The sequence below is a fragment of the Bradyrhizobium sp. STM 3566 genome (assembly GCF_045571445.1).
In the GTDB taxonomy this organism is placed as follows: Bacteria; Pseudomonadota; Alphaproteobacteria; order Rhizobiales; family Xanthobacteraceae; genus Bradyrhizobium; species Bradyrhizobium vignae.
The window spans coordinates 5,996,918-6,013,114 of record NZ_CP120692.1 but is presented as its reverse complement, the minus strand read 5'-3'; the positions used below and the strand labels follow the sequence as shown (position 1 = coordinate 6,013,114).

The 16,197-nt window shown below is 63.1% G+C and carries 19 protein-coding genes; 12 read left to right on the top strand and 7 right to left on the bottom strand.

Annotated features, from left to right (window positions below; translation table 11 throughout):
- Nucleotides 1-74 precede the first annotated feature (74 nt).
- From P6U27_RS28990 to P6U27_RS28970, 5 genes are all read left to right on the top strand, one after another.
- Nucleotides 75-929 (top strand): protein-glutamate O-methyltransferase CheR, encoded by an 855-nt coding sequence (locus tag P6U27_RS28990; protein WP_122405056.1) that lies wholly within the window; start codon nucleotides 75-77, stop codon nucleotides 927-929.
- A 16-nt stretch (nucleotides 930-945) separates the two neighbouring features.
- Entirely contained in the window at nucleotides 946-2,037 is a 1,092-nt protein-coding gene (locus P6U27_RS28985; protein ID WP_122405055.1) for a chemotaxis response regulator protein-glutamate methylesterase, read from the top strand.
- A 5-nt stretch (nucleotides 2,038-2,042) separates the two neighbouring features.
- On the top strand, nucleotides 2,043-3,770 hold the full coding sequence (locus P6U27_RS28980) for a chemotaxis protein (RefSeq protein WP_407192950.1): 1,728 nt from the start codon (nucleotides 2,043-2,045) through the stop codon (nucleotides 3,768-3,770).
- A gap of 150 nt (nucleotides 3,771-3,920) precedes the next feature.
- Nucleotides 3,921-4,382 (top strand): hypothetical protein, encoded by a 462-nt coding sequence (locus tag P6U27_RS28975; protein WP_129143595.1) that lies wholly within the window; start codon nucleotides 3,921-3,923, stop codon nucleotides 4,380-4,382.
- A 76-nt stretch (nucleotides 4,383-4,458) separates the two neighbouring features.
- A complete protein-coding gene (locus tag P6U27_RS28970; protein ID WP_129143594.1) occupies nucleotides 4,459-4,887 on the top strand; it encodes a CHRD domain-containing protein in 429 nt (142 codons plus the stop codon).
- Nucleotides 4,888-4,931: 44 nt separating this feature from the next.
- Here P6U27_RS28970 and P6U27_RS28965 read toward each other — a convergent pair whose 3' ends face one another.
- The 3 genes from P6U27_RS28965 to P6U27_RS28955 all read right to left on the bottom strand — a co-directional run bounded on the left by P6U27_RS28965 (nucleotide 4,932) and on the right by P6U27_RS28955 (nucleotide 8,132).
- The gene (locus P6U27_RS28965) at nucleotides 4,932-5,297 is read right to left on the bottom strand and encodes a VanZ family protein (protein ID WP_122405052.1); all 366 of its coding nucleotides are present in this window, start codon (nucleotides 5,295-5,297) and stop codon (nucleotides 4,932-4,934) included.
- Nucleotides 5,298-5,369: 72 nt separating this feature from the next.
- The gene (locus tag P6U27_RS28960; protein ID WP_407192949.1) at nucleotides 5,370-6,962 is read right to left on the bottom strand and encodes an EAL domain-containing protein; all 1,593 of its coding nucleotides are present in this window, start codon (nucleotides 6,960-6,962) and stop codon (nucleotides 5,370-5,372) included.
- Nucleotides 6,963-7,958: 996 nt separating this feature from the next.
- Nucleotides 7,959-8,132: a hypothetical protein gene (locus P6U27_RS28955; protein WP_164936902.1), complete on the bottom strand. Its 174-nt coding sequence runs from the start codon at nucleotides 8,130-8,132 to the stop codon at nucleotides 7,959-7,961.
- 1,258 nt (nucleotides 8,133-9,390) lie between these two features.
- Here P6U27_RS28955 and P6U27_RS28950 point away from each other — a divergent pair.
- From P6U27_RS28950 to P6U27_RS28940, 3 genes are all read left to right on the top strand, one after another.
- On the top strand, nucleotides 9,391-9,681 hold the full coding sequence (locus P6U27_RS28950) for a hypothetical protein (RefSeq protein ID WP_122405048.1): 291 nt from the start codon (nucleotides 9,391-9,393) through the stop codon (nucleotides 9,679-9,681).
- A 41-nt stretch (nucleotides 9,682-9,722) separates the two neighbouring features.
- Nucleotides 9,723-10,139: a hypothetical protein gene (locus P6U27_RS28945; protein ID WP_122406856.1), complete on the top strand. Its 417-nt coding sequence runs from the start codon at nucleotides 9,723-9,725 to the stop codon at nucleotides 10,137-10,139.
- A gap of 346 nt (nucleotides 10,140-10,485) precedes the next feature.
- A complete protein-coding gene (locus P6U27_RS28940; protein ID WP_245162647.1) occupies nucleotides 10,486-10,719 on the top strand; it encodes a hypothetical protein in 234 nt (77 codons plus the stop codon).
- Between the two features lie 17 nt (nucleotides 10,720-10,736).
- Here the strand turns inward: P6U27_RS28940 and P6U27_RS28935 are convergent, their stop codons facing one another.
- Nucleotides 10,737-11,924, bottom strand: a complete 1,188-nt coding sequence (locus P6U27_RS28935; RefSeq protein WP_209294442.1) for a hypothetical protein — start codon at nucleotides 11,922-11,924, stop codon at nucleotides 10,737-10,739.
- Between the two features lie 185 nt (nucleotides 11,925-12,109).
- On the opposite strand from P6U27_RS28935, the gene P6U27_RS28930 reads away from it, so the two are divergent.
- Both P6U27_RS28930 and P6U27_RS28925 read left to right on the top strand, forming a co-directional pair.
- Nucleotides 12,110-12,355: a hypothetical protein gene (locus P6U27_RS28930; protein ID WP_122405045.1), complete on the top strand. Its 246-nt coding sequence runs from the start codon at nucleotides 12,110-12,112 to the stop codon at nucleotides 12,353-12,355.
- A 117-nt stretch (nucleotides 12,356-12,472) separates the two neighbouring features.
- Nucleotides 12,473-12,715 (top strand): hypothetical protein, encoded by a 243-nt coding sequence (locus tag P6U27_RS28925; protein WP_129145935.1) that lies wholly within the window; start codon nucleotides 12,473-12,475, stop codon nucleotides 12,713-12,715.
- A 29-nt stretch (nucleotides 12,716-12,744) separates the two neighbouring features.
- Here the strand turns inward: P6U27_RS28925 and P6U27_RS28920 are convergent, their stop codons facing one another.
- Complete coding sequence (locus P6U27_RS28920) at nucleotides 12,745-13,122, bottom strand: hypothetical protein (RefSeq protein WP_122405044.1); 378 nt, start codon at nucleotides 13,120-13,122, stop codon at nucleotides 12,745-12,747.
- A 369-nt stretch (nucleotides 13,123-13,491) separates the two neighbouring features.
- Between P6U27_RS28920 and P6U27_RS28915 the strand changes: the two genes are divergently transcribed.
- On the top strand, nucleotides 13,492-13,938 hold the full coding sequence (locus P6U27_RS28915) for a hypothetical protein (RefSeq protein ID WP_407121649.1): 447 nt from the start codon (nucleotides 13,492-13,494) through the stop codon (nucleotides 13,936-13,938).
- Between the two features lies 1 nt (nucleotide 13,939).
- Here the strand turns inward: P6U27_RS28915 and P6U27_RS28910 are convergent, their stop codons facing one another.
- Entirely contained in the window at nucleotides 13,940-14,638 is a 699-nt protein-coding gene (locus tag P6U27_RS28910; protein ID WP_407121650.1) for a hypothetical protein, read from the bottom strand.
- A complete protein-coding gene (locus P6U27_RS28905; RefSeq protein WP_122405042.1) occupies nucleotides 14,638-15,375 on the bottom strand; it encodes a metallophosphoesterase family protein in 738 nt (245 codons plus the stop codon). The genes P6U27_RS28910 and P6U27_RS28905 overlap by 1 nt, the downstream gene beginning before the upstream one ends.
- Before the next feature lie 193 nt (nucleotides 15,376-15,568).
- On the opposite strand from P6U27_RS28905, the gene P6U27_RS28900 reads away from it, so the two are divergent.
- Complete coding sequence (locus P6U27_RS28900) at nucleotides 15,569-16,195, top strand: transglutaminase-like cysteine peptidase (RefSeq protein WP_407192948.1); 627 nt, start codon at nucleotides 15,569-15,571, stop codon at nucleotides 16,193-16,195.
- The last annotated feature ends 2 nt before the right edge of the window (nucleotides 16,196-16,197 follow it).

The following is a 16,197-nucleotide window of genomic DNA, read 5'->3' as shown; positions in this document are numbered from 1 at the left end:
CACGTGGGATTCAACATGGCCAGGATGACCCGACATTCAGTGCAGGCGGCCGTTACGAAGCAGGGTCGTCATCCATGATGCCCGCCATGCCGGATACGGCCGTGCATCTGTCCGACCGCCACTTCCGGACCATCGCCGAATTGATCGAGAGCCAGGTCGGCATCAAGCTGCCGCAGGGCAAGCGGCTGATGCTGGAGGGGCGGCTGCACAAGCGCGTGCGCGCGCTGAACTTCGCCGGTCTCAATGAATATGTCGAGAACCTGTTCGAGGCGGATCTGTTCGAGACCGAGCTTACTCATCTCATCGACGTGGTGACGACCAACAAGACCGATTTTTTCCGCGAGCCGCAGCACTTCACCTTCATGAGGGACGTCGCGGTCCCTGCTCTGCTCAAGTCGCATGGACGGAAGAATGCGAACCTGAAGATCTGGAGCTCGGCGAGCTCCACCGGCATGGAAGCCTACACGACCGCCATGGTGCTGGACGACATGACGCGGAACGGCTCGCGCTTCCAGTACCGCATCCTCGGCACCGACATCTCGACCGCGGTGCTGCGCCTCGCCAGGACGGCGATCTACACCCGCGATGTGCTCGCCCCGGTGCCGGAGCCATTCGCAAAACGATATTTCTCGTCGTCGCGGGACAGGTCGCGCGGCGAAGTGCGGATCGTGCCCGAGTTACGGCGCATGACACACTTCATGAGGATGAACCTCATGGACAAGTCCTATCCCGTCGACCGTGACGTCGATATCATCTTCTGCCGCAACGTCCTGATCTATTTCGAGCGCGAGACCCAGCGCAAGGTGGTCGAGCAATTGTGCGGCCATTTGCGTCCGGGCGGCTACCTGCTGGTCGGGCATTCGGAATCGATGATTCACAGTACCGTGCCTGGGCTGAAGCAGGTTCAGCCAACCATCTTCCAGGTCTAGCCGGAGCGCAACCACGATGCCGAGGGGGAAAGTTCGCGTGCTGATCGTGGACGATTCGGCGTCGGTGCGCCAAATCCTGCAGACGATCCTTTCCGAAGACCCTGATATCGAGGTGATGGCGACCGCCTCCGATCCTTTCGCCGCGGCGCGCCGGCTCGAGAAGGAGTTGCCCGATGTCATCATTCTCGACCTCGAAATGCCGCGCATGGACGGCATGACGTTCCTGCGCAAGATCATGGCGCAACGTCCGATCCCGGTGATCATCTGCTCCTCGCTCACCGAGGAGGGCTCCAACGTGATGTTCGAGGCGTTCGAGGCGGGTGCGGTCGACATCGTGCCGAAGCCGAAGATCGACACGCGGCAGGCGCTGCTCGAATGCTCCACGCGGTTGCGCGAGGCCGTGAAATCGGCCGCCCGCGCCCGGGTGCGTCCGCGCGCGGAGCGTCGGGAGATCGAGAAGAAGCTGACTGCCGATGCCATCATCCCGCCGCCGGTACAGGGCAAGGTCCGGCCGACCACCGAGCGCATCGTTTGCATCGGCGCCTCGACGGGCGGCACCGAAGCGCTCAACGACGTCCTCGAGATGCTGCCGGCCCACTGTCCGCCGATCGTTATCGTCCAGCACATGCCGGCAGGCTTTACCGCGGCCTTTGCCAGGCGTCTCGACAGCGTCTGCCAGATCCGGGTCAAGGAGGCCGAGGACGGTGAGCCGGTGCTGCCGGGCTGTGCCTATATCGCGCCCGGCGCCCGGCACATGCTGCTCCAGCGCATCGGTCTGCGCTACCAGATCGCGATCAAGGACGGACCGCCGGTGTCCCGGCATCGTCCCTCCGTCGACGTGTTGTTCCGCTCGGCTGCCCAGCATGCCGGCGCCAACGCACTCGGCGTGATCATGACCGGCATGGGCGATGACGGTGCGCGCGGCATGCTGGAGATGCGCAAGCTCGGCGCCGCGACGCGGGCGCAGGACGAAGAGAGCTGCGTGGTGTTCGGCATGCCCAAGGAAGCCATCGCCCATGGCGGCGTCGAGAAGGTCGTTTCGCTGCACCACATCCCGCGCGAGATCATGCTCTGGTATCAGGCCGGGCATCCAGCGGTGGCGGGCTGATGGCAATGTCGCTCATTCCAGCCAATATGCTCACCGAGGCCATCGCCGGGATCGAGGACGTCTCCTCGCGAATCGAGGCCGTGTTCGCGCGCGTCGGCAACGAGCTGGGACGCGGGCATCTCGTCTTCAAGGAGCTGAACCAGGGTCTCGCGGCGCTTTCCGGTGAGCTCTCCGGCGCCGAGATCGAAGGCGCTGCAACGGCGCTCCAGGAGATCGCCGCGCGGCTCAACGACCTGGCGCAGGCGCTGCCGGCCGAGGCCGCGCTGCTGGAGACCATCGGCACGAGCACGGCGGAGGCGTCTTCGCTGCTCAAGCCGCTGTTCAAGCACATCCAGATGATCACCATCATCGCGCGCAGCGCGCGGATCGAGGCGGCCTCGCTCGACGGCGACCGCGAGGGCTTTCTCGCCTTCACGCAGGAGGCCTACGATCTCGGCAAGGCCGTGCAGGGCGCGATCGAGGGCTGCGCGCGGGATCAGCAGCGCCTGTCCGAGGCGGTCGCCACCGCATTCGGCCGGCAGAAGGAGTTCGAGAGCCGCTACCGCAATCAGCTGGCGGCGGAGAGCGTCGAGCTCGCGTCCGCCTATTCCGGGTTGCGCGATCAGCGCAGCAACAGCAGCCATCTCGCCGATCTTGCGAGCGCCAGCACGAGGAAGATCGCCGAGGCGGTCGGCAGTGCGATCATCTCCTTGCAGGCCGGCGACAGCACGCGTCAGCGTCTCGAGCACGTCTCCGATGGCCTCACGCTCGCCTCGGGATCCACCCCGAGCCTCGTTCCCGAACCCGTCGCGAGCGACGACGGGGTGCGCACCATTTGTCAATTGCAGGCGGCCCAGCTCAGAGATGCCCAACGCGAGTTCGGCGGCGACATCGGCCAGATCGTTCACGCGCTGACCGCAATCCTGCGCGATGCGGGCAGTGTCGTCGGCCGGGGCCGCACGCTGTTCGGCGGCGAGGAGGGCGGGTCGTCATCGTTCCTGGCGCGCATCAAGCAGACGCTGGCGCACGCCTCGACCCTGATCGCCACCTGCGAGGGCGCCGGCCGCTCGGTGGACGAGGCGCTCGCGATCGTCGAGGAGACGCTGACGAAATTCCGCCACGCCATCGCCGGGCTGGCCGAGGCGACCGTCGACATCACGCTGATCGGAATGAATGCGGGCCTCAAGGCAAGCCATCTCGGCAGCCGCGGCAGCGCTTTCGTCGTCATTGCCAACGAGCTGAAGGCCACCGCCGACCAGGTCTCGGCGGGGGCGGGGCCTCTGAGGCCCGTGCTCGACGGCATCGAGCGCTCGGCCAGGGACCTGAAGGAGCTCCGCGTGCAGGGCGATCCCACCCAGCTCGCCAAGCTCGAACCGCAGATTCTCCAGGCGCTGCGCGAGGTCGAGGCCGGCAATGAACGGCTCGGCAAGCTGATGAGCCGGCTGGTCAACGAAGGTGCGGAATTCGAGGAGCTCATGAATTCGGCGCAAGGCCTGATGACCACGCTTGGCGAGGCCTCCACGGCATTGCCCGCGGTCGCAGCGCGGCTCGAAGCCGCAAGCGCTGGCGCGCAGAAGCCGCGGCCGCAAGCGCAGGACCAAGCGATGCTCGACCAGCTGTTCGCGCGCTACACGATGGAGCGCGAGCGGCACGTCCACCGGGAATTTCTGCAGACGCTCGGGCTGGCGTCGATCGCGACCACGCGCCGGGTCGAGGCGATCGAGAGCGCGGACGACGGCATCGAATTGTTTTGATGCTGCCGTGGGCGTCGCCTCGCGCCCGCGGAAATTTGACGGATTGACTTTGCAGGGCGTTAACCGTGGCGGAATGCTCGCCGCGACGGTCATTGTCGCGCCCTCACGGTTCGTTGCAAATACGCATGGAATTCATGGGTGGACGTTTCCATGCTGAAAGAGGGCAAATACGCGGCGTGGTTCAGAACCGCGCAAGCACAAGGCACTGGTATCGTGCATCTGGCCCAGGGTCGGATCTCGGGCAGTGACAGCTTCTTCACCTATGGCGGCTCCTATCGGTTCGACGACGACCAGCGTTTCACGGCCGTTCTGACCACACGGCGACATGCCGACGGACCGCCGACCGTGTTCGGGTTCGACGAAGTCGAGGTCGAGCTCTCCGGCGTGTATAGTGGTGCGATGGCGACCTGTTCGGGCACGGCTCGCCAAGCGCCCGACGTGAGGTTCGAAGCGACCCTGATCTACAGCCAGGAAGTCGCGCCGGCTGCCGACGCCCGCAGCGCGGTCGTAAAGCTCAATGCCGACAAGCTGCCCAAGGGACTCGACGGCCGTTCCCGACCGCGGCCTCCGTTCAAGGCGGGCTCGCCCAAGCAAAAGCCAAATCGGCAATAATCCCTCCATGGCGGAATTTTCCGGTTGCGGTCGGTGTTTCGATCACGATAGGGAGCGGAGTGTGCGGGAGGACTGCATGAGCAAAGTGGCACTGTTGGGGACACTTGCGCTCGTCGGAGGCATCATTGCGGCGAGCGGAACGGCAAACGCGGAAGTCGTGAAGCTGCAAGCCGAGCTCAAGGGAAGCAATGAAGTGCCTCCGAACGGCTCGACCGGGTCGGGCAAGGCCGAGGCGAGCTACGACACTGAAACCAGAGTTTTGACTTACGTCGTCACCTATACCGGGCTCACGGGGCCGGCGATGGGGGCGCATTTTCACGGTCCCGGCGAGGCCGGCAAGAATGCCGGCATCGTCCTGCCGTTCAAGACGGTGCAAAGCCCGATCCAAGGCCATGCCACGCTCACCGACGCGCAGGCGGCAGATCTGCTGGGCGGCAAATGGTACGCGAACATCCACACGGCCGCGAATCCGGGCGGTGAGTTGCGCGGTCAGATGATGAAGTAAAAGCGCGGTCCGCCGGTCATCTCGCCAAGGAGATGCGGGCCGCCTCAGGACGGGGGTCTCGGAAGGAACGCCAGGATCATCTGGGCGAGCATGACGCCCACAGTGCCTCCTGCCGCCTTCTGCAAAACGTCGAGGAAGCCCGGATCCCGGTCGGGGATGAACGCTTGCATCAGCTCCAGTCCCATTGCGACCGCGATGACGAGCGAGCAAGCCAAACCGATTCGTCCGGGCAGCAGGAAGGAAAGCAGAAAACCGAGCAGACCATAGGCGCTGAAGCGCTCGATCACGACGACCCAGTACGCCTCGTGATGCCCCATGAGCGCCGGCCTTCCCGATAGTTTCGCCAGCGTGGCGTAGACGATCAGGGCAAGGCAGATGCTCGCGGCTGCAATGACGTGGTTTCTGCGCATGGCGCCAGCATAGCCGGTTGGTTGCCGGTCTGGTTCGAAAGCCGAAAATATCGTTAAAGGCCCGCGTCGGGATCAGGCCACCAAAACCGTGTCGCCGGAGACCGCCGCGCCTGACCGCCTCACGCGGCGCGATACCACGAGCTCATTGAAGCGGGCGGAGGGCAGGGGCGGCGCAACGAGATAGCCCTGGCCCTCCTCGACGCCGGACGCGATCAATGCACGGAGCTGCTCCTCCGTCTCGATGCCTTCCGCGACCACGGTCATATTGAGGTCCTTCGCGAGCGCCACCAGCATTTCCACGATCGCCGTCGTCGATGCGTCCACGGTGATCGTGTCGACGAAGAACTTGTCGATCTTGATCGTGTCGGCGCCGAGGCCCTTCAGCCGGGACAGTCCGCTATGGCCGACGCCGACGTCGTCGATGGCGACGCGGAAGCCGTGGTCCCGCAGCTCGGCAACGACCGCCGCGGCGCGCGCGAGATCGTCGAGCTCGTCGCGCTCGGTGATCTCGACCACGATCTGGCGCGCGGAGACACGCGCCGCCAGGACCGTGCGGCGCAGCGTTTCGACGAAGCCCGCACTCAGGAGATGATTGGGTACGACATTCAGGGACAACTTGAAATTCTTGTCTGTCTTCAGCAACGGCTTCAGTTCGGCCAGCGCCGATCCCAGCAGATGCCAGGTCATCGCCTGGATGCGCCCACTGGATTCGGCGAGCGGAATGAAGTTCATCGGCGGGACGACCGAGCCGTCTCGGCGCAGCCAACGAGCCAGAATCTCGCAGCCCTTGATCTGACCTGTCCGCAGGTCGAAGATCGGTTGGTAATATGGCTTGAACTCGCCGGCTGCCAGCGCCCGATCGAGATCGGCGACAGGCTCCTCCATGCGGCGGCTGCGTGCCAACAGGATGCCAAAGATTGCGCCAAGTCCGAGGGCCACCGCGACTGTGGGCCAATATGCCTCGTTATTCCAGCTCGCAAGCACCGCGCGCTCGAGCTGGATCGTGGCATGAAGCGGGAGGCGAACGGAATTCCGCTCGAAGCTGATCGGCTCCAGCAAGGACTTACCGGCGTCGCTCTGGAATTTGCCGAGCTTCTCGCCATTGCCCAAGGCGAGGATCACGTCGCTGCGTGCGCGCAGCTCGGCGGGCATGATGTCGAACAGGCTGGCGTTGATGCCGACAATGGCGACGAGCGCGGAGCTGCCATCGATGTCCCTGAGCACGCCCAAGGCGGCGCCTCCGAACTGCTCCACGCGAAACAGCGAAAGCGCCTTGTCGCGCGAAGGCAGCATGTCGCGACGATCCACCCATCCCTTGTCGAATTCGAGCGTCTCGGAATAGGCCGAGCAGATCACGGAGCCATCCGGCTTGACGAGCCGGACGTCCTTGATCGCCGAGCGCTGATAGACGTGCAGGCGGATGGCTTGCAGTGCGCCCGGCTCGCAGCTGACCAGCTTGCGCCTTGCGAGCTCGTCCAGGCTGGCCGCGGCAAAATCGACCGCAAATTCCGACCGGCGCAGAACGACCTCGGTCAGCTCGTCGAGCTGATGCGCCTGCTGGCGGCGAATGACGGCCTCAGCGGCGAAATGACCCGCCAAGGCGAACGCCATCGTGCTCGCAAGCACGAGCGCCGCAAACGGAAAGGTTGGTCGCAGCAATCGCATCCGGCTCGGGTGAAATCAGGCGAGGCTTGAATTCGGGCAAGGCTTGAATTCGGGCAAGGCTTGAATTTGGGCCAAGGCTTGAATTCGAGCAAGGCTTGGCGATTGATCCTAGCCAGCAAGGGCTAAGATAGGGTTTAACGGAGCGACCGGCCGGACGGCCGACCCGAGGATGGCCTGACCAATGGTCCGGCGGCCCGGATAGAAACGAGCATGGAAAGTTGAGCAGTATGATCAGGACGTTAAGCCTCCTCCTGGCGCTAGCCGTCGGGATCTCTGTGGCTTCGGCGCAGGGAACCAAAGACACGCCATCGGGCACGCAGCCGACTTCCGCGACGCGCAGCGGCACGGGCACCAACTCCGGTTCGGACAGCATGGGGGGTGCGTTCAAAGGAACGGGGACGCCGAACTACGGCACCAGCCCGGGGATGGGCTCCCAGAAGAGGACGCACAACTAGTTGAGCAGGCCAGGCCGCCGGGCAGGACGCTCAATCGATGCTCACTGCCCGGGGCGCTGGCGGACGGGAATGAGCTCAGGATAGGACCGGTTAGGTCCGTCGATGCGGTGCGCGGCGGAATGGCGAATCGTCCGCAACCGGAGCAGCACGAAGGCGATGTTGATCGCCAGCCAAACCAAGATTGCGGAAATGGCAAAGTGGAGCACCGCCAGACCTCGCTGCGAGATCGGGACCAACATCCGAAGGTTGATTTGGTTCCGTCCCGCCGAGGGCAGGGCTATCGCATATGGGTCGTGGCTGCAGCCTGCGTGCACGCCTCGTCCTTCGAGACGGCGCGTACGCGCCTCCTCAGGATAAGGCCAATCAGCGTCAGTGCCCGTTGAAGCTGCTGCCGCGCACTCCGTCCTCATGCTGAGGAGCCCGCCTCAAGCGGGCGTCTCGAAGTATGGCCGCAGGGAAAGGATCTCATATGCGATGGCCCTGCGCCGAAGGGAAGCCGTGCAGACTGCGCCGCCTGCGGCGAGCGCGGCCGTTTTCGCAATCAGGTTTTCTTAGCCGCCTTCGACTTCAACGAAAGACCAAGGCGCAACGCCATGCGCTTGATCGCATCGGGCGAGCGCCCGAGAGCTTTCGCCGCTTGCTCCAACGAGGCTGAAGACTTGGCCAACTCCATGAGCCGGCGATCTTCCTTGAACGACCAGGGCCTGCGCGCCATAACCGAAATGATCCTCTCGTCGACACAACGACAAAGCCGCCAAGCGGACCCATGTTCGCTCGACGGCTTTGCTTGGGTGGGGCCGGGCTTGGGGGAGCCCGGTGCGGAAGATGGATAAGCAAAGCGCGAGGGTTCGCAACAAACAACGGGGATTAAGCTAACCTCTCAACCTTACCGCGCTGAAGTTGGTGCATGACGCTCCGTATAACCACGGGTGTTTTCCTCAGCGGTGTCACCCGCGACGGCTGCCAGACGTGTTCGAGAACGTGCCGGAGACATTAGCGTGCAGATCGCAGCTGTGCCCGACCACAGCGCGTTCAGCCGCTTCGTTTGAGGCTGCTTGTCGAAATGAAACAGGGGTTAACATCGCCCGCTGGATACTGCTCTCGAACAATGAGAGATTGCGTCATCTTCTGCAGGGGCTATCGCATATGGCTCGCGACGGCAGCCTGCGCGCACGCCTCGTCCTTCGGGACGGCGCTTCCGCGCCGCCTCAGGATGAGGCTAATCGGCGTCAGTACCCGTTGAAGCTGCTGCCGCGCACTCCGTCCTCATCCTGAGAGCCTGACTCAATAAGGAGCCCCCTAAGGCGGGCGGCTCGAGGATGGCCGCAGGGAAAAGCCATCAAATGCATAACCCCGTCATGACGACCGAGCTTCGAGCATCACGTTGCACAAACTTCATGTTCGTCTGACAAAAGTTTCAGCGCCGCTGATCTTGAACTCGTTACAGCATCACGTTGAAATGTACCGGGAGGTGCGTTCCGAAAATTGGGAACATTCCAAATGCTTGCAGTTCTGGTTTTGATTTCGATTTTTGCAGCTGGCTTTTGCTGTGGCTATGGTGTGCGGGCGTGGCGCTCGCGCAAGCGATCAGCCCGATATCGTCTCTATGCGCCCTACACGCCGGCATCGATGGGCGTCAGGCAAAATGAGCATCCATCGTGATGGCAGAGCCATGGACGCGGTGTCGGCTGGGGTTGATCTTGCCTTGCCGAAAGATCGGATAACCATGTGCAGTTAGGTTAACATGGTGCGGTCCTTGAGAGCTTCGGAAAGGCAACCTAAAACGTATCAGTTCATGGCGAGAATTTGGCTGCTTCGATATTTTTCGCGGCGCGCATAGGTAGCGTGAATGGCGCATTTGATTGCGTTGCCGGGCGCGATTTGCGTCCTTATTTCGATCGCGTTTGTTCGTAGCTTTGATCGGCGGCTGAAACATCTTCCGGGTCCTTGGATCCTGAACGAGGGCCATTCGAATGATTGATCAAAGGCACAACGCGCCCCGCAGATATTTCGTCGACGCCCAAGGACATCGTGTTCTGATCGGCCTGTCTGCGGAAGAGACGGCAGAGTTCGAGGCGCTCGATCTTGCACCGGACGAGACAGTGCAGCTCGCATCCGGGATCTGCGTGCGCGAAGGCGCCGCTGCCAGGCACGAAATTCGCTGGCGCGAGCTCTATGCCAAGCACGAAGGAGCTTGGCGGGCGTGGATCGTACAAAGCCAGGCAGGGCGAGCGCAGGATTTAAGCTTTGTTAACTATGTCTGACCGATGGTAGCCGTCTGAATCTCGAATGTGGGATGGCCCAGATGTTTCAGCTGTTCCTGAGAGCGCGCGCACACAATCTTCTCGGCTCCCGCCGCGAGGACAAAGGCTTCAAAGCCCGCTCCGTCGAGCGTGATGCCGAGACCGACCGCGTGCGGATCGGTGCCGTCCTGGCGGCGATCGAAACAGCGTTGCAAGAGGCGGAGAGGGAACAGGTCGGGCTCAACCGGCGTGTTGACGATGCCCTTGCGCGTGCATCCGTCACCTTCGGAAACGGCACCGACGAATATCTCGAGCGCGAGGCGCTCGATAATTATCATCAGGATCTCTTTGCAGCCGACATCTCGAACGGCCAGCGACGGCTCAAGGAATTGGCCAGCACCATTGCCCACTTGAAGTTCGTCAAGACCGCAATGCTCACCCGTTTCCCGGACTTCAAGCCGCCGCAGCTCAACAGCTAGTTGGGACCTCGGTGCGCGCTTTGCGGCCATCCTTCGAGACGACCGCTTCGCGGTCTCCTCACAGGATGAGGGACGGCGTGCGCGGCAGCAGTTTCAATAGGCTCTGACGTCGATTAGCCTCATCCTGAGAAGCGCGTACGCGCCGTCTCGAAGGACGAGGCGTGCGCTGAGGCCGCCGCCGAGTCTTGCGATAGCCGTTGCAGGCAGACCGCGTGACAACTCGGCATCGCTTTGCCGTTTGGCGCTTCGTTGCTTTTTGGTATGGTTCCGGCAAGCATTCACGGACTGAAGGAGCGAAGCGGTGCCGGTCAAGAATTTGCGGACGTTGGTTGGATTGGCAGGTGCCTTGACGCTGGTCGCGCCGGCGACGGCTTCGGCCATCACTGCCGAAGTGGCGCGCGCATGCGATGCCGCGGTCGCCAAGGCCTTTCCGCCCAGACAAATCGGCAACCCCGCGGCCGGGAGCGCCAAGGGAACGGCCAAGGATCGGCGCGAATACTTCCAAAAGTGCGTCGCCAACAACGGCAAGGTCGACGACATGCCGGCGGATGCGCCAAAGGACAACAAGCCGGCCAAATAGGAAAGGGGGACGCAGCGTTATCTTCGCGGCGGCGGGCAGGGCGAGTAGAACGCGCCGTTGGTCGCATTGATGCGTTCGACGCATTGATTTGGATCAGTGATCGTTCCAGCCACGGTGAAGTCATAGCCCATGCCCTTGACGACGACGATGTAGCGGCCCGGCGCAAGCGCAAAACCGTCTTGCTCCGGCTGCAGCAATAGCATTCTCGACTGATCTTCGATCGGACCTACCTTGTAGGGGTAGGACATGCTGCGGATGACCCAGGAATCGCCGGCGCTGACCATGGCGGCTTTCCCGGTGGCATCGACGCCCATGGCCCGGGAGACCTTCGCGACCACCCGAACTTCGGTCCCGCTTGCATCGACACCTCCGTCGGGCCTGAACACGATGAACTTGACGTCACCGTCCGGCAATGTGGTCACGCTCGGCGTGTTGATGGCGGCGGAGATCGCGACGCGCCGGTCCGGGATTTTTCCAGGAACCGGCTTGAGTTCATGGAGCTGGCCCTCGCTCAAGGCGTAGACGCCGAACGTCGTCGGCAAAGGCATCGAGGGTTGCGCAGCTGGCGCCGGATCCTTTGTGCTCTCCGCCGTTCGTTCCATGGTCTCGCCTGCCGAGCGAGTCGGGATCGCGGTCGGCTGAGGCTCCGGACTTTTCGGCGCACGCTCGGACAGCGGCGCCACCTGCGACGATGCGGTCAGTTGTGTCTTCAGCCGTGGCCAATAGATGGCCGCGGTCCCGGCGCCCGCGATGAGCAGGAGGATGGGGCTCAATCGAACCAGAGAATTGAAGGCGCCGCTCCGTTTGGCTCGGTCGGGCGATCGTGGCGGTGCGGCAGGATGGCGCGGCGTCTCGGCAGCCGTTGGAATGGCCGCTGAAGCCGAGGCAGCCGGTGCCGGAACAGAGACGCTGACCGGCGTCGCGGGGGCGGCCTTTGGCGGTGGGGATGTTCCGCTTCGTTCAAAGGTCCGCTCGACCTCCCGAATGGCGCGCTCGAGGACTTGCTGGAGCTCTCGCGCTTCCCGCGCATCGGTGTGGGTGAATTGTTCCAGGAGCTTGATCCGGGCCAGCTCGTACACGACATCCCGCATCTGCCTGGGATCGTCGGAGATTTCGCGGATCCGCTCCGTCAGCAGGCGGACCAGTCCGGCCTGGATCTCTTGCGCCTGCGAGGCGCTGGCTGCTGTGTCGCCGGGCTCCGTCATCAAGGCCGATCAACTAGCCCGGATGGTGCTGTTTCGCTAGGGCTTTTCACCTTCGGATCCCACCGGCCGCGATGAATCGCTTTGATGATCCGACCTGCAAGGGTCCGACGCGATCGTCTCGAAGAGCTTGCTTTTGGTTAGAAACCTGTGACATTTCGCCTAGCTCCTTCTTCCAGTGTGTGATCATGCGCGGCATTTTGACAGCAATCATGTTCTTGGCCTTCCTGGTTCAGTCTGCTTCTGCGCAAGGGGTCAAGGATCAGGCCAACACCACCAGCTCCAGCATCGTGACGACGCCCGAGAAGAAGAAGCAGACCACCCAGGCTGCCTCGCGGCCTACCGCTGTCCGGAATGTGACGGGGAGCCTTCCTGCCGGGCGGGCGGCCCAAGGGGTCTGGAGGGATGGCAAGCTGATCGCTGTGCCTCGGTGAGGTCACCCGTGCCTCGCTGAGATCACCCGTGCCTCGCTGAGGTCACGCAATGAACCGTGATGCCGCCGTGAAGGAACGCTGTTCGCCTCCCTGACGTTCTTGCTCGGGAGATCCCGCATGAAACGACTAGTCTTGATCACACTCGCGCTTGTCGGGCCTGCTGCCGGCGCCTGGGCCCAGGGCGTCAATGACCCCTCGACGCCCAATCGCAACGTGATCATCGTCAACCCGTCGCAGCCCTCGCCCCCTAACGCGACGCCGAATATCCCGAGCCGGATCGAGCCGCCCGTGACGAGGGGCGGATACGCCCGGCCCTATCACGGGAATAGAACCCGGGGCAGCGGCTCGAGCCCCCGTTAGTCGCGCTGAACACCAGGATGCAGGGCGGGCTATTGCGGATTGACCTCGACCTCCACTGTCGATGTCCCTGCAACGTTACGGTTCTTGCCCGAGATCAGCAGTGTGAACTTGTCGCTGCCGCGCGTTTCGTTTTCCGCCGAATAGCGGAAGCCCGATCCGAGCACCGCCAATTGTCCCCGTGATGGCCCGCTCACGACCGATACCTTGAAGATCTGCATGTACGACCAACGCAGGCCCTGGATGCAGTCCGCCCCAGGGGCGATCGACATCGTCCATTTCACCGTATCGTGCGACAAGGCGAACGGCGTGCGTTCCTTGATGCAGAGGGGACTGGCGTGCGCCGCGAGGCTAGGCACGGCGGACGCCGCAACGGCAACACCCAACAGCAATACTGGCCTTGCACGCATTCTCGGTAACTCCAGGAGCGGATGCCGAAGTTAGCAGCAATGACCTAATGCGGTCTTAGAACGACGGTCTTAGAACGGAGCTGTTCGCCCTTAGGCCGATCATACGACGTGGATCTCGGGTGCGCCAATCCATCCGGTCGGCCTTTCCCAGACCATGCCATCCTAGCCCTGTTTTGCCCGACGGATCAAATCGAATTTCGGGAAATACGTAACTCATTGATTCGACTGGTGTCCGCTACTGTGCATGGGGTTGTTTTTCGCTTTTTGATGGGACGGCGCCCAGCGCTCTTAAAATATTGCAATTGGCGCCCTCATGAGCTGAAGTTGCGGCGGCCTCGCGGCCGCTCGGCCCATTTGGGAGTCATCGGAGTGCGATCCACTCGCCGCAAGTCCGTATCAGATCGCTGGATGCTGGGGCGCGCGCCGGTCAAGGCGACCGTGGCCGCCGCTGTCGGATTGGTCCTCCATGCCTGTCCGCTTTCATGCCTTGCTCAGACCGAGCGGGAGCCGTCGGTCAACGACTATCTTCCACCAAGCGAGCCGGAAGTCTCGCGCCACGAATGGCGGCAGCGGATCGAGGAGGCGCGGCGGCGGGCCAAGGAGGTCTCGCGCGAGCGGCGGGAGCATCCGGAGCTCTACAAGCCGATTCCGGAAGATCCGGATCTTGTCGCGACCGAACGTCTCCTCCGCGACGACAGCCTGCAGCGAGGCGACATCGTCGCGACCAAGAAGGGCATGTTCGTCTATCAGGGCCGTTCCGACCAGCCGCGCCGGGATCAGGACTTCGTGCCCGTTCACCCGAAATCGGCGCGCTGAGCTAGTACCGCCGCAAGATCTCGTTGAATTTGGGATCGGTCACTTCTGTGGTCTCGAGCAGCAGCGACTTGCCTTGCGGAGTTGCCTGCACATAGGCCGCGATCAGCAGGGGCTCGTAACGCGAGCGATTGGCCAGCGCCGACCGGATGTCGGATTGCGCCAGCAGCCTGACCTCTTCGTCGGTTGCAGCTGCGCCCGAGGTTACGGTCTGGACACGAGAGAAGGCAACGTCGATCGGCACCGCCCCGGTCAGGTAGGACATCTTCACGGCGGGCGTGACCGCCGCGCCGGCCTGCGCCTGCAGCGTGCCGAGCGTGAGCCACAGCGCGGGTCGGATCGGTGAGACTTTCAAGGCAGCGATGATCGCGGCTTGGACCGTCTTGTTCTCGCTGGCCCTTCCGCCTGCGTCGATCGACGGAAAGTGAAGAATGCCAGCCGCCATCGCTGCCGCGTAATTCGCCAGCAGATCGCCATCCCATGAGAAAGATGCCAGGCCGCCGGCGGCTGCCAGCTTCTCCTTGTCGGGCGGGATCTCGCCCGAGAACAAGTCGCTGGCGCGAAAGCTCGGTCGGATCAGATCGCCATAGAACGTCATGCAGGCATGAAGCGCCAGCACGATGGCGGTGCAGATGCCGATGACGCGAAGCAGGTTGATGCGGTTCATGGAGGAGTTGACGGGGCCGAGGTTCGGCCAGACCATTAAATTGCGAGCAGACTATCGCCTTGGATCGTTAGCAGCGTCAAGTTTCCGGTCGCGTAGGCGCCGGTGTCGATGTTGATGCGGTTCGGACGGATATCGGGCGCGCTGACCGGCGTATGACCGTGAACGATATATTTGCCGAAGCGCTCCTCCGAGTTCAGGAATTCCTCGCGGATCCAGAGCAGATCCTCATCCTTCTGGCGATCGAGCGCGACGCCCGGCTTGACGCCGGCATGGACGAAGAAGAAGTCGCCGCAGGTAAAGGACGAAGGCAGTTGCTGGAGGAAGGCCAAGTGCTCCGGCGGCAGCGCGCGTTTCAGTCCCTCGATCAGCTCGACCTGCTGCTCCGCGGACGGATTCATGGTCGGCGTGATGCCGTAGGAGACCAGCGTCAAGAGGCCGCCATAGTGGCGCCACTCCTGCAGGCGGGCGGGGTCCTTGAGCACCTCGAGCAGGAAGACCTCGTGGTTGCCCTTCAGACAAACCGTCTCGTGCGATTTCGAGCGTTCGATCAAGAGATCAAGAACAGCGCGTGAGTCCGGGCCGCGGTCGACATAGTCGCCGAGGAAGACCTGAATGGCGCGTTCGGGCGCCGAGCGGGCGAGATCGACGTCGATCACGGTTAACAGCGATTGAAGCAAATCGGCGCGGCCATGCACGTCGCCGATCGCATAGACGCGAACGCCGTCGGGAAGCCGAGGCTTGGTCTTCTTGCGAAAGCGGCTGGAAAGGCCCATCAGGTCGGTCGAATCGCTTCTAGCGCCACGAGCAGAACGTCGTGCCCGCTCTTAGCAGAACAAGTCACGCATCGGTATTCTTAATTGTCTCTGACCAACGGGCCCGCATTTTGATTCAAGCATTGCGCGGCCTTTGAGCCGTATTTCAAGACGTCTCGCGTAGCGTCTCCCCAACAAGAACGGGGAGCGCGACATGCGCAAAGTTGTAAAGTTCCTGGCGGCTGCCGCCGCCATCGTCGTTGCTGCGGGGGTGCAGCAGCGCGCGGAAGCCGCTTTCGTCGGTGCGCCCATGGGGCTGCGCGGTGCCATCCAATACATCAAGTTCGACCAGCCGACGCTGGCGCCGATGGCGTTCACAATGTTCTGCCTGAATTACAAGAACGAGTGCAAGCCGCGGCCGCAGCAGATCGTCTTCCGGGGCGGACGCCTGAAGCTCACGGCCGAGCGCATGGCACAGATGCAAGAGGTCAACCAGCGGGTCAATGCTACGATCCGTCCCGAGCCCAACCTGGAAGGGCTGCGCGGCGAGAAGTGGCTGCTGCATCCGGCGAGCGGCGATTGCAACGACTATGCTGTGACAAAACGCCACGATTTGATCGCCAAGGGCTTTCCGGCCAGATCGGTGCTGCTGAGCGAAGTCGTGACGACCTGGGGCGAGCATCACCTCGTGGTCGTGGTGCGCACCTTCTCCGGCGATCTCGTGCTGGACAATCTCTCCGGCCACATCATGCCCTGGTCGAAGAAGCCATATCGCTGGGTCCGCATCCAGTCGCCCAAGAACCCGAACTACTGGGCCTCGCTCGGCGATCGCGCGGTTTGATC